This window comes from Streptomyces sp. NPDC040718 (genome assembly GCF_055593565.1).
In genome coordinates, this window is the sequence record NZ_JBVIXO010000017.1 from 66,689 (window position 1) to 78,716 (window position 12,028).

Annotated in this window: 11 protein-coding genes and 1 pseudogene; 7 read left to right on the plus strand and 5 right to left on the minus strand. The window is 71.3% G+C overall.

Annotated features, from left to right (window positions below; translation table 11 throughout):
• Positions 1–21 precede the first annotated feature (21 nt).
• From ACZ597_RS30785 to ACZ597_RS30795, 3 genes and pseudogenes are all read right to left on the minus strand, one after another.
• Positions 22–1,296, minus strand: coding sequence for a pyroglutamyl peptidase (locus ACZ597_RS30785; RefSeq protein WP_471337049.1), 1,275 nt, complete (start codon positions 1,294–1,296; stop codon positions 22–24).
• A gap of 156 nt (positions 1,297–1,452) precedes the next feature.
• Complete coding sequence (locus ACZ597_RS30790; protein ID WP_471337052.1) at positions 1,453–2,058, minus strand: hypothetical protein; 606 nt, start codon at positions 2,056–2,058, stop codon at positions 1,453–1,455.
• Between the two features lie 313 nt (positions 2,059–2,371).
• A pseudogene (locus tag ACZ597_RS30795) lies at positions 2,372–3,687 on the minus strand (FAD-dependent monooxygenase); the annotation flags it as partial.
• Between the two features lie 265 nt (positions 3,688–3,952).
• On the opposite strand from ACZ597_RS30795, the gene ACZ597_RS30800 reads away from it, so the two are divergent.
• The 4 genes from ACZ597_RS30800 to ACZ597_RS30815 all read left to right on the plus strand — a co-directional run bounded on the left by ACZ597_RS30800 (position 3,953) and on the right by ACZ597_RS30815 (position 6,191).
• The gene (locus ACZ597_RS30800) at positions 3,953–4,234 is read left to right on the plus strand and encodes a hypothetical protein (RefSeq protein WP_471337055.1); all 282 of its coding nucleotides are present in this window, start codon (positions 3,953–3,955) and stop codon (positions 4,232–4,234) included.
• 234 nt (positions 4,235–4,468) lie between these two features.
• Positions 4,469–4,723: a hypothetical protein gene (locus ACZ597_RS30805; protein ID WP_471337058.1), complete on the plus strand. Its 255-nt coding sequence runs from the start codon at positions 4,469–4,471 to the stop codon at positions 4,721–4,723.
• The gene (locus ACZ597_RS30810; RefSeq protein ID WP_471337061.1) at positions 4,720–5,688 is read left to right on the plus strand and encodes an ATP-grasp domain-containing protein; all 969 of its coding nucleotides are present in this window, start codon (positions 4,720–4,722) and stop codon (positions 5,686–5,688) included. Before ACZ597_RS30805 ends, ACZ597_RS30810 begins: the two co-directional genes overlap by 4 nt.
• A 38-nt stretch (positions 5,689–5,726) precedes the next feature.
• Positions 5,727–6,191: a hypothetical protein gene (locus ACZ597_RS30815; protein WP_471337064.1), complete on the plus strand. Its 465-nt coding sequence runs from the start codon at positions 5,727–5,729 to the stop codon at positions 6,189–6,191.
• 739 nt (positions 6,192–6,930) lie between these two features.
• Here the strand turns inward: ACZ597_RS30815 and ACZ597_RS30820 are convergent.
• Positions 6,931–7,464, minus strand: a complete 534-nt coding sequence (locus tag ACZ597_RS30820; RefSeq protein ID WP_471337265.1) for a CbrC family protein — start codon at positions 7,462–7,464, stop codon at positions 6,931–6,933.
• Positions 7,465–7,813: 349 nt separating this feature from the next.
• On the opposite strand from ACZ597_RS30820, the gene ACZ597_RS30825 reads away from it, so the two are divergent.
• Together ACZ597_RS30825 and ACZ597_RS30830 are read left to right on the plus strand one after the other, a co-directional pair.
• Positions 7,814–9,235 (plus strand): hypothetical protein, encoded by a 1,422-nt coding sequence (locus ACZ597_RS30825; RefSeq protein ID WP_471337067.1) that lies wholly within the window; start codon positions 7,814–7,816, stop codon positions 9,233–9,235.
• Positions 9,236–9,564: 329 nt separating this feature from the next.
• Positions 9,565–10,137: a snapalysin family zinc-dependent metalloprotease gene (locus tag ACZ597_RS30830; RefSeq protein WP_471337070.1), complete on the plus strand. Its 573-nt coding sequence runs from the start codon at positions 9,565–9,567 to the stop codon at positions 10,135–10,137.
• Between the two features lie 121 nt (positions 10,138–10,258).
• Here ACZ597_RS30830 and ACZ597_RS30835 read toward each other — a convergent pair whose 3' ends face one another.
• On the minus strand, positions 10,259–10,924 hold the full coding sequence (locus ACZ597_RS30835) for a TIGR03086 family metal-binding protein (protein WP_471337073.1): 666 nt from the start codon (positions 10,922–10,924) through the stop codon (positions 10,259–10,261).
• 98 nt (positions 10,925–11,022) lie between these two features.
• Between ACZ597_RS30835 and ACZ597_RS30840 the strand changes: the two genes are divergently transcribed.
• Complete coding sequence (locus ACZ597_RS30840) at positions 11,023–11,970, plus strand: helix-turn-helix transcriptional regulator (RefSeq protein ID WP_471337076.1); 948 nt, start codon at positions 11,023–11,025, stop codon at positions 11,968–11,970.
• The last annotated feature ends 58 nt before the right edge of the window (positions 11,971–12,028 follow it).

Consider the following 12,028-nt stretch of genomic DNA (forward strand, 5'->3'; position numbering starts at 1 on the left):
GCGGGACTGTGCGGACACCCCCTAGCGGCGTACGGCGGCGTGTTCGAGGATCGTGCGGACCTCGGCGGTGATCGCGCTCTCGTTGCGTTCGAACTCGGGGCCGGTCAGCAGTCGGGGGTCGGCGGGCAGGCCGGTGAGGACGGGGGTGTGGAGGTGGCCGCCGGGCAGGTGCGGGGCGAGCTCGGCGCGCAGCCGGTTGGAGCGGTAGGCGACCTCGTTGGACAGGTAGCCGCCACCGCCGCCGGCCACGGCGCGCGAGCCGGGCGTCGGACCGTCGGTCCGGTCGACGGGGATGGTACCGCCTGCCGGTATCTCGGTCACGTCGGTGTTGAGGAGGACCGGGTACGGGGTCTGGACGGCGGCGGTCACGGCGTCGGCGGGCAGCGTGGTGCGGATGAACTCCGGGCCCGGGCCGAGGCCGGGGGCGGTCACCGGGTGCTCGCGGGTGCCGCCGGAGAGGGCGCGCGCGTTGTCGGGGTACGGGTCGGCGGACCGCGCCCGCCCCGCCCAGTCCTCCAGGGTGAAGATGCCGGGGTAGCCCTGGCTGACGGTGGTGATGATGTCGGCCGGGGCGGGCCCGCCGGCCAGGCGGGGGGCGAACGCCCGTTCCGTGATCCCGGCGTCGAAGTCGGCGTACCGCACGGGCAGGACGACGGCGCGGATCTCGGCCCGGCTGCCGTCGGCGAGGGTCACGTGCCGTCCGTTGAGCTGGAGGGCGGCCGATCCGGAGGGGTTGGCGCGGCGGATCTCCGCGTCGAGCCCGAAGGGGTCGAAGCCGCTGATGAAGACGCGTCGTACGCCGGGCGTGGTCCGGAAGGCGTTGTCGGTGAGACCGCGGGAGGCGTCTTCGAAGCGGGCGCGGAGCGCTGCCCGGTCGACGGTGAACTCCGGCTGCCAGCGGGCGAGTGCGGCGGTCATGGAGAGCCGCGCCCAGTACAGGGGGCGGTCGTCGCCAAGGGCCAGGTCGCCGCCGGGCCGCTGTCCCTGCGCGCGCCGTACGGAGGCCTGCCAGAGGGCCTGGCCCCAGGAGTCGAGGAGCCGGTCGGCCTCGGCGGGGGTGCGTGTCGTGCACAGGGCGGCGGGGAAGCGTCGTACGAAGTCCCCGAACCCGGCTCGCTCGACCAGGGCGGTGGTGCGGGTGTCCGTGAGGCGTGCCTGTTCGGCGTCGAGCGGTACGGAAGCCGGGGGGCGGCATGCGGGGGTGGCGTCGGCCGCGTGCGCGGGCGAGGCGAGGGTGACGGGGAGGACGGTGACGAGGAGGGCGGCGGCCGATGCCGCACGACGTAAGCGCATCATGCGATGTGACATTACATACAGCCCGTCACCCCCACCAGGTGCACCCGCGACAACTGCCCGGACCGGCTCGGCTCCGCCGCCGCTGGACGAGACCAGCAGTTCCAGGCTCGGGCCGGGCCGGCCCGACGCCCGTGATGTGAGCCGTCGTCGCGCCTGTCAGGGCCGCAGGCCCGCCTGCCTGAGTGCGAGCTCCGACAGGGCGGCGACGACTTGCCGGTCGCCGCGGCGCCACGCGTCCGCGAGCCCGCCCGGCGGGGCGGGGACCGCGCGGAGCTCGCCCAGCGGTCCCGTGAGGGCGCGCAGCGCGAGGAGGTCGGCACCTCCGGGTGCGTCGCGAATGCTGCGGACGGTGGCGCTGCGACGGATCCAGCGCAGGCGCAGGGGAAGCCACAGCAGGAGGACGAAGGCCACGGGGACGACGATCAGGACGACTGCGGCCAGGGTGGCCAACTGGCTGATGGCGTCCTGCAGCGACTGTCCGGCGTCGGCGAGCCCGCTGCCGGCGTCGGCGGCGGACCGGAACGGCTTCTTCAGGAGGCCGCCGACCAGCGGCACGTCCGAGGCCGTTTCGCCGGCCTCGTCGAGGGCGCTGGCGAAGCCTTCGCCCGCGCTCTCGACCTTTCGTCCCGGCTCGGCCAGCAGCATGATCGTGTCGTGGACGGCCAGCGCGAACCACACCGCGCCGGCGATCGCGACCACGGCGATCAGGTCCGCGAGGATCTGGCGGTTCCGCCGCGCTGGGGTCTGGGCGTAGAGAAGCATCGGCTGCTCCGCTCCTGTTCCGGTCATGGCGTCGAGAGGCCGGCCCCGGCGGCAGGCACCAGGGGGGGTGCGGTGCCGGCCGCCGGGCTCGGCCCGGTTGGTCGACCGTACGTCGGCCCCGGCCCTTCCACCGGTGTTCACGGTTACACGTCCGCACCTCGTTGCCGGGTCGGCGCAGCAGCGGCGGCCGGGGGTGGGCCGCGTCCGCCCGGGGACGGTGTGCTGTGTCCCGGCCGGGCAGCGGCGTTCCGCGGGCGGCAGCGCGGCCCTCGGCCAGAACCGCTCGCGCACCGCCACCGGTGGGCCGAGGCGCTCACTGCCGTCCGGAACCCGCCCCCCTGGCCGCCGGTTCGAGGTGGGCACGGCCGGTGAGTCCGGCTGCGGCCGGTGCACCGAACCAACGGCTCGCGGCCTGCTCGAACGCCTCCCTGTCAGGGTGACGACCGCCTGCCCAGGCGACCACGCCGTCGGGCCGCACCAGCACGGCACCCGCCCCGAGGTCGTTCCTCGCCGCCCCGGCCGCATACCGTATCCGGCCCTCCCAGCCAGCCGCCGAAGCGTGCAGGCCTCGGCCGATGCTGAAGTCGAGCAGGACACCGCGTCCGTCCGCCATGAGGTCACCGAGGCGAGGCCCGTCCTCAAGACAGAAGTCCGGGGCGCCGCGGCCGACCAGCGGATGCCCGCCGCCGAGGTCGTACCGGATCCACGCTCCCGACAGCCGCTCGAACACGTAGGTCGCTCCGTCACGGGTCCCGATGAGGTCGCGGACCACTGCCTGGATCGCCTGGGCGTACGGGTCCGGCCGCATGGTCGCGACCTGGGCGCGCGACCAGTCGAGCACCGCCGCACCGATCGGATGGCGCTCGTCGGTGTAGGTGTCGAGCAGCCCGTCCGGGGCATACCCGCGCACGGTCGCCGCGAGCTTCCACCCCAGGTTCACGGCGTCGCCGATGCCGGTGTTCAACCCCTGGCCTCCCAGGGGGGAGTGGATGTGGGCGGCGTCGCCCGCGAGCAGGACGCGTCCTCGCCGGTAGGCCGTCGTCTGCATCGCCCGATCGGTGAAGCTCGAGGCGATGTGGACCTCGCCGATGGTCACGTCGGCACCGGACACGCGGCACCGGACACGCGGCGCAGAACCGCCTGCAGATGGTCGCGGGTCGGCGCCTGCGAGCGATCGAACGCACCGCCGTCGAAGTCCATCATCGCGATGTGCCCGTCGGTGGGCATCCGGACGTACATGCCCGTCGGCGTCAGGTGGAAGCCGGGGCGCAGCTTCTCGGGATCGGCGAGCGTGGCCTGCAGGGCGTAGCCGGTGAACTGCGGCTCGGTACCGACGAATTCGAAGCCCGTGAGCCTGCGCACCGTACTGCGTCCGCCGTCGCAGCCGACGAGCCAGCGCGCCTCGTACGCGTCCGCGCCGGCTTGTGCGACCACGCTCTCCCCGTTCTGGGAGACGGCCGAGACCGCGACGCCGCGCCTGATCTCCACGCCGAGCTTGGACGCCTGCTCGGCCAGCACCGTCTCTACCGCTTCGAGGTCCGTCATCACGGACTCGAGCGCCGGGCCGGGAAGCCGGAACGGCAGGGCGGCGACATCGATCTGGGCGCCGTCGAGCAGCATGCCGGCGAAGCGGTCACGACGTCATGCACCAGAGATCCCCTCCTCGAAAATCCCCGCCGGGGTACCCGGCAGGACCTCTCGAAAGGTGTCAGCCCCGACCGGCATCGCACCGACAACCCCGACAAGCCACCGACACGCGCCTCGTGGGCTCCCCGCGCCCACGAGGCCACGCCCTTCGCGCACCCTCAAGCTCGCCGTCCGCCACGAAGCGGCCGTGCTGGTGGCAGTCCTTAACGAGTGGCCGTGGGGGGCACGCTGTTGAGACCATGCGCCGGTGAACTCAGGACTCCCCGCCGGATGGACGATCGAACGCGTGCGCGCTCTTTCCGGAGACCCAAGCGCCGCCCCGCTCTCATTCGATCGGCTCGTAGTCGTCGAGGCCGCCGGTCAGGAAGACTACGAGCCGCTTCGGCCCGATGCGATTCTTGCTTTCCATGAACTGTGCCTCGTGAGACACGACGGTGAGTGGTTCATGGGTCAGCTCGACGGCGACGGTTCAGTGATCTGCTGGGCCTCCTACGGATCAGACCTGGCCGAGGCCATCCGCAGTCTCTGAACGGCATCCCGGTTTCGGTGCACGGGCTGGCGTGCCGATTTCGTGTGCGGGTTCCTGAACCCTCGGCGGATTCGGGGAGGGTGAGTCTGTTCGGTTCCGCCGGTCGCTCCCTGGGTAGACGCGGCCGGCCTTACGTCTCCATCGCCGCGGCTCGTCTGCACCAACGGCGTATCGGTGGTTTAGTGGAATCAGGGGAAACGTGTATCCACTACCGCAAGCCGAGGAGGTCGGGCGATGTCTGATTTCAGGCTGGGCGATCGAATCGATGAGAGCGCGGAATTCGTCAACACTCCACCCCCTGTGGTCTTCAAGACCCAGCCGACCGGTTACGTTCGGCTGAAGAGCCCCGAGGAACTCCGGGCGTGGGAAGAGGCAGTGCGCCTGACCACGGGCCTTGAGATAGTCGCCGACAGCCTCGCAGGCCACGTCTGCGAATCTGGTTGCGAAGTCAACCTTACATCTCGCAGTGATATGTGTGACTTGGCATGATTCTGGCCGTCTCCTACCGCGAGGACTTGCATGCGGTCGCGGTACAGCACGCGGTGCGCAGTCGAGGTCAGGACTTTCACATCGTGGAGTGCGACACCATCGGTGGACGAGCGGCGCTCTCCTGGCATTCGCACGGGACCGGAAAGAGCCATGCCCCGGGACGGGCAACCCTGGTGACGTCCGAGGGCGTGACCGTGGATCCGGAGGAGGCGAGCTGTTTGTGGTGGCGGCGAGCCAGGGCCGATCAGGAGATCAGCGAGAGGGTGAGCAGTGCCCACCAGCGCAGTCTGATCAACAACGACTGCCGCGGCGCGCTCGCGGGCGTCCTCGCCACCGCCTTCCACGGGGATTGGATTTCATCCCCTGAAGCAACCGACCGGTCCGCGGACAAGGTGTATCAACTGGCGGTAGCGAGGGAGGCAGGGTTCCGGGTTCCGCGGACCCTGGTTTCGCAGTCACGTGAGGATGTCATCGCCTTTACCCGGAAAGTCGGACGAGCCATCGTCAAACCAGTGGTCGGCGCCCGTGGACCTTCGCTCTACACAAGCTGGATTGACGTACCGGAGTCGATCCCTGAAGGCTCGTTCGAGGTCTGCCCCGCCACCTACCAGGAGTACATCGAGGGCAACCGACACGTCAGGCTCAACTGCTTCGGTGACCACATGTACGGGGCGCTCATCGCGACCGAAGCGCTTGACTGGCGCCCCGACCTCAATGTGCCCATTTCGGCTTGGCCCGTTCCCGAGTACGTGAGCAGGAAGATCGAAGAAGTGCTGCGCCGCCTGGGGCTTCGCATGGGTGTGGTGGATCTGAAACTCACACCGGACGGCGAGCCGGTATGGCTTGAAGTGAACCCGCAGGGCCAGTTCCTGTTCCTGGAACCACTAACCGGTCAGCCACTGACCGAACTCTTCGCCGATTTTCTGCTGTCCGCGGCGGCTCAGTACTCCAGCCGTAGACCGTGATCACGGATGCGGAAGCCGCTCGCCGGTAGCCTGCCTGCGTGGCTGAGACCTGGCACGAAGAGCAGTTGGTCGCGGACGGCTTCGAGCGCGTGTACACCGAGTTGGAGTGGTACGACGGACCTCGCGCCGGCCTCGCTGACGTCGACGGGAGGCCTCACTACTTCCAGAGCCGCGACTACGACCACGCCGACGAAGCCGACGAGTACCAGGTCTGGCCCGCGAGCGACGCCGCGGTGGAGCTGGAACGCGAGCAGTGGGCGATCTTCGCCAGGTGGAACGAGTGCCGCAAGGCCGGCGAGGTCGGAGCGGAGAGCCATCCGGACCACGGCGGGATCGACGCCCGTCATGACGAGCTGGAACTGCTGTTGGCGCCGCACCGCCTGGTGCCGGACGACGCCCGTCGGCTCGTGGGCGAGCTGCGGTTCGATGCTGGAGCTCGTTACCGGGTCGAGGGCCCCGACTACTGGTTCCGGTGGCGGCCGAGCAGGTGCGGCCGCCGTTGAGCAGCTGCACGACACCGAGTCGGTGCTCGTGCTCGTGGTCGATGCAGACAGGAATGCGGGTGGCCAGGGCCGAACCGGTTCCCGCACGCCGCGGCCACGGCTTGGTGCTGTGTGGCTACGGGAAGCCGTGTGAGGATCGCCCGTCGGGGGGGCCGGTGCTTCGAGTAAGAGGAAGCCTCCCTGTTGCGCACACCGCATCTGCTCCGCCGTGTTCCAGCGCGGGGCATCCTGGCCGCGGTGGTCGCGGCCGCCATGCTGTCGGCCCCGACGGCGTTCGCGGGCGACCGACGCGCCGACGGTGCACTGGACCCGGGGTTCGGGCGGGGCGGGATCGTCCGGACCGCGGTCGCGCCCGACGGGAACACGGACTACCAGAACGGGCTGGCGATCGACGACCGGCGCCGCACCCTTCTGTCTGGCTCGTCGGACATGGCGAAGCCGCCGGCGGCTTCCAGCGGCGGATCGCGCGCTACACCCCGGACGGGCGGCTGGACCGCTCCTTCGGATCCGGCGGCATCGTCCTCACCCGATGTCCGGCGTGGGCGGTGATGACGAGCACATCTGGCGGCTGGCCGTGCAGCAGGACGGAAAGACCGTCGCGGCAGGTTGCGCCGGGCGAGGCGGACGACTAGACCTTCGACATCGCACTGCAGACGCCGAGCCGACTGGTAGCAGCCGGCGAGTGCGGCCAACCGGCCACCGGCCGGGACGTCTGCCTCGCCCGCTACCTCGTCAGCCCCTAGCCAGGCAGCTGGGACGGGTCGTGCCAACCATCCATCCGAAGGTCGAGTCGAAGCTGGTCGAGTGCCTCGGGGTGGGCTGCCGGTTCGGTGTATCCGAACTCGCCGATGAAGGCGGCCGCGTCGTTGCAGTGGACGAGCCAGTGCGGATTCTGCCAGGCGTGGAAGCCGGGGGTGCGGTGGGTGACCTCCTCCACGGTCTCCTCGCTGACGCCGTCGAGCCCGTATGCGTCGGTGAATGCACCTTCGAATCGTTCAGCGGCACCGCCGTTGGCGATGCACCAGGGGCAGAAGCTCCCCCGGACATCCCCGGCCGTGTAGAAGGTGGCGGTGTAGATCCACCCCGTCCTGCGGTTTGCCGCAGAACGGCTCCGGTTCGCTGAAGGCCTCAGCAGGCGCCGTCCGAAGACGGCTACACCGCCGCCACATGGACACCCCGTGGACGCGGCCGCATACCTTGCTTCTGCAACTCGCCTATCTGGTCGACCAGTTGTGTGTGCTGCTCGATTCCTGGGATCGGCCTCCGTTTCCAGCCCGTGCCGGGCGGGGCGTGAGCCACAGGGCTACCGGCCGGTATCCGCGCGGACGGGCCCTTGGCCGGTCGTCCGCGTCATCTGCATCGACCGGCAAGGGAACGAGCCGTATGCCTCGACGGCCCGAGTTGGACAGGATTTCTCCGGGAATGGCCGCCTGGTCGCGCGGGATCCGACGACCCTTGAGGGGTGCGGTGGATGTCCATGCCCTGGAGCGGATCGATGCCGGTTCGTGACTTCATCCCCGACCGCAACGGGGCCTCACCGCTTAACCTGATCAGGTTCAAAAAGATGTCGGGGTGGGCCGGACGCGTCATCGCATTCGGGAATCATCGAGGGGATCGAAGACGTGAAGCTCAAGCGCATGGCCATCGTGGCCGCTGCCGCAGTGGTCGGGCCGACGGCCATGGCCGCACCTGCCATGGCCCAGGACAAGCCCGCCGTGTCCGTTCCGGACACGGCGCCGCAGGCCGAGCCGCAGGACACTCCGCAGTCCGGTCCGCGGCACGGCACTCCGGAGGCGAACACCGCGGCGCCGCAGACAGCAGCCGCCGGCCAGAGCGTCGCGAGCCCGCGGTACCGCAACAACGGGCCGACGGTGTCCATGACGGGGGTCCCCAAGAGCTTCACCCCTGGTGGGGACTGGACGAACCTGACGGTCAACGTCGACAACCGAGGCGGACTCCCCGTCGACGACTTCGTGGCCGCTGTCGGTGTCTCCCAGTACGACAGCATCGTCAAGGCCAAGCACCTCCAGGCCGAGGTTCGCCAAGCGGACGGCACGTGGAAGGCGGCCGCCCTGCGGCTCGACCGCGGCGAGAACATCTACGAGGTGGAGTCCGGCAAGCGTTCCGTCGCCCCGGGCCAGGTCTACTCCGTGGACATCCGGATCCGCTTCACCGCCGACACTCCGGCCGCACCGCTGGAACTTTCCGTCGGAGGCGAGGGGAAGGACGAGGGCGGCCAGGTCGTCTCGCGCTACTCCTTCTTCGACAGCCGTGTCGGCGAAGCGAAGCCCGACGAGAACGGCGGCGAGGAGCTGCCCGTGTTCGCCGGTCCGAAGCTCGGTCTGACGGGACTGCCCCAGGCCGGCTTCAAGGCCGGCGCGGGCTGGAGCGAGTTCTCGCTGCAGGTCGACAACTCCGGGCGTCCCGCGATCGACGACTACCAGCTCGACCTGGTTCTCTGGGTGAAGAACGGTGCCTTCAGGGAAGGCGACATCCAGCTCGAGATCTACGCGCCGGACGGCAAGGGAGCCTGGGGCTGGCACCCGGTCCAGTCCGACGGATCGGAGGAGGTCTGGGTCCACGAACTGGCCACCGTGGACATCGAGGAGGACGAATCCTTCGACCTCAAGCTCCGGCTGAAGTTCGACGCGAAGACCTCCCCGCACGACATCTCCCTTCGCACGAGCGGGCAGAACGGCTGGGATGACGGCTCGGTGCACTCCGAGGACGTCAGCCACGCGTCCAAGGTCACCGCCGCGGGCTCCGGCCAGACTCCCGGGCCTGACGGCAACACCCCGAAGCCGGACACCGGCGACAAGCCCGACCCCGGCACCGGCAACCAGCCCAAGCCCGACGGCGGCGCCAAGCCGGTTGGCGACGCGAACGGCAGCGGCTCCGGCAACACCACCGGCACCGGTGGCGAACTCGCCGAAACCGGCACGGACGCCGCCACCACCTGGGCACTGGTCGGCGGGGGCATCGCCCTCTCGATGGGGGCCGCTTTCGTGGCCGGAACCGGACGGCGCCGCCGCACCACCGCCTGAACCGCGGGCCACCGCGTGCCGGCCTTCCCGCCGTACCGGGCGGCTGGAAGGCCGTCGCGTCGCCGGCGCACTACTCGGCCGGCTTGCCGCCGGCGTCCCGCAGCAGGAGCGGATCGGTGAAGTGCCGCCCGCTGACCGGGCACCGGCTGAGGCGCCCGGCGGAATTGGCTGGCAGGTGCATGACGAAATGACCGAGTGCGGGGCTACCTTCTTAGGGCTCGGGAGGGGCGGCTGTCCGAACGTCTGGGCCACAGGCGGGCGGTGGCGGCGTCTCCAGCGCCCCGGCTCCGCCGAGGGGCCGGGTCCCCCACACGTGAAGGCAGACGACCATGTCTCTGGGCACCTGGCTGAAAGCCGGCACCTCCGCCGCCGCGCTGGTCCTCGTGGCGGCGACCGCCGCGACTGCTGCACCCGCGCCCCTACCGGACGCCGGCACAGCGGTAGTGACGCTCCGATACGACGACAGCCGGGCCGGCGGCTGGGAAGCGGCCATCGCGGCCGGGGTCGCTTCCTGGAACGCGAACGTCGGTAACGTACGGCTGGTGGAGGCCGCGCCCGGGGTCCGGGCCGAGATAGTCATCGTGGCCACCACCGGCTGGCCGCAGGCCACCCTCGGCCCGGTCCGTCCAGGGCGCCAGGTCCGAGTCGAACTCGGCGCGCAGGCCGTGAGCCAGGGGTACGACAAGACGCGCATCGCCGCCCACGAGCTGGGCCACAGCCTGGGCCTCCCGGACACCAAGCCGGGGCCGTGCTCCCAGCTGATGTCGGGGTCCAGCGCGGGGACGGCCTGCACCAACGCCGTTCCCAACGCGACCGAGCGGTCCCGCGTGCAGAACGCGTACGCGAACGGGCTCGCGGCATCCGTACCGACCGACGGCCGGGTCCTCATCGACGCCCCTTGACCGGAGGGGCCGGCGGGTGGAGCGGTGCGGAGCCTGACCGGGGTCGTGGCCGGCAGTGCTCGGCGGGGGCGAGCGCCGCGGCCCCCGCCGGTGCGGCGAGAGCCCCCCCGCACCGGGTTCCTCAGGGCCGGCGTCCGGCCCAGGCCACCAGGCGGTCGATGGCCCGCGCTCCGGGGCCCACGGCCACCACTTCGGCGAAGGGGACCCGCCCGCCGCGGCTTTCGGCCGGCAGCGCGTTACGGACGACGCCGATCACCCGCTCGATGAGGGCAGGGTCCCAGTCCGGGTCCTGTCCGGTCGCCCTCGCCAAGTCCCACGTGTGCACCGTGAGTTCGTGGGTGTAGACGGCCGCGGCGGCCGCGCCCGGCAGGACGCCCATCGGCAGGCGCAGCTCCCGACCGAGGATGCCCGGGTCCGCCCACACCTCCGCGACCTCGCGGGCGCCCGGCTCCCAGGCCGCCGCCCATGCGCCGTCGGCGACCTCGTCGGCGAAGGACGGGACGCTGAACGGATCCTCGCCGCGCCCGATCACCGAGATCCGGCGCACGACGGCGACGAGGTGGCTCGACAGCCGCCGTACGTCGAAATCCTCGCAAGGAGTCGGGGCGTCGTACTGCTCGGGCCGGACGGCGGCCAGCGTACGGCCCGCCAGCTCGACGGCGGCGGCGAGGTCGGTCCGCGGATCGAAAGAGGAAGAAGAAGAGGAAGAGGAGGCGGGGGCAGCGACGGCATCGGCGGCACCGGCGGAGTCGAACGGGGCCTCGGGGAGCTGCTCGGTGTTGTTCATGCATTCATCCTGGAAGCAAAAGTGGCCACCCTCTGGCCAGTTCTCCGAGGAGAATGGAAGGCGACGACGAGGACGCCCACACAGGAGGAACGAGGCACGTGAGAGCCGACCGGCTGGTGGCGACCCTGCTCTTCCTCCAAGAGCGAGGCCGCGTCACCGTCCCCGAAGTGGCCGCCGAACTCGAGGTGTCCGAGCGCACCGCGCGCCGGGACCTGGAGGCGCTGGCCGCGTCCGGCATCCCCGTCTACGCGCAGCGCGGCCGCGGCGGCGGCTGGTCCCTCGTCGGCGGGGCCCGCACGAACCTCACCGGGCTGACCGCCGACGAGATCCGGGCGTTGTTCCTCGCCACGGGCCCCCTGGCGGCCACCCCCGAGCTGCGCACCACCCTGCGCAAGCTGGTCCGGGCCCTGCCGCCGCCCCTGCGTGCGCAGGCCCAGGCCGCGACCCGCGCGGGGGTCGTCGACGCCACGGACTGGTCCCGCAACTCCGTCACCGCCGATGCCGCCCACCGCTCCGCGCTCCAGGAAGCGGTCGTGGACGGAATCCGTATCCGCCTCGGGTACGCGGGCGTCGGAAAACCGGCCGGCGAGCGCACCGTCGACCCCCTCGGGCTCGTGGCCAAGGCCGGGGTGGACTACCTCGTCGCCGGTACGGACAAGGGCCTGCGCACCTTCCGGCTCAGCCGGGTCACCTCCGTCGAGCCGACCGGCGAACCGGTGGTGCGGCCGCCCGACTTCGACCTCGCCACGGCTTGGCGGGAGCTCTCCGGGGCCTTCCAGGACGGCATGCACGCGGTGACCGCCCGTGCCCGCGTACGCTCCGACACGCTGGCCCTGCTGCAACGGTTCCTGGGCGGCCGCGTGCGCGTCGGCGGTCCGCTGCCCGACGGCTGGACCGAGGTGTGGGTCGACGGCCCGGCCGCCAAGGCCCTGGCAGGGCATCTGGCCGGGCTGGGCACGCGGGTCGAGGTACTGGAGCCGCCGGAGGTACGGCAGTGGCTGGCCCGGATCGGCGCCGAACTCACGGGGATGTACGCGGGGGAGTAGCCGCCGCACGCCCCGCCCGGTCACCGGCCGGTCCCGCACCGCTCTCCGGGCGCGGAAG

Coding starts and splice junctions, on each gene's coding strand:
- ACZ597_RS30785 (WP_471337049.1), bottom strand. CDS start 1,296: ATGATGCGCTTACGTCGTGCGGCATCGGCCGCCGCCCTCCTCGTCACC.
- ACZ597_RS30790 (WP_471337052.1), bottom strand. CDS start 2,058: ATGCTTCTCTACGCCCAGACCCCAGCGCGGCGGAACCGCCAGATCCTC.
- ACZ597_RS30805 (WP_471337058.1), top strand. CDS start 4,469: ATGTCTGATTTCAGGCTGGGCGATCGAATCGATGAGAGCGCGGAATTC.
- ACZ597_RS30810 (WP_471337061.1), top strand. CDS start 4,720: ATGATTCTGGCCGTCTCCTACCGCGAGGACTTGCATGCGGTCGCGGTA.
- ACZ597_RS30830 (WP_471337070.1), top strand. CDS start 9,565: ATGTCTCTGGGCACCTGGCTGAAAGCCGGCACCTCCGCCGCCGCGCTG.
- ACZ597_RS30835 (WP_471337073.1), bottom strand. CDS start 10,924: ATGAACAACACCGAGCAGCTCCCCGAGGCCCCGTTCGACTCCGCCGGT.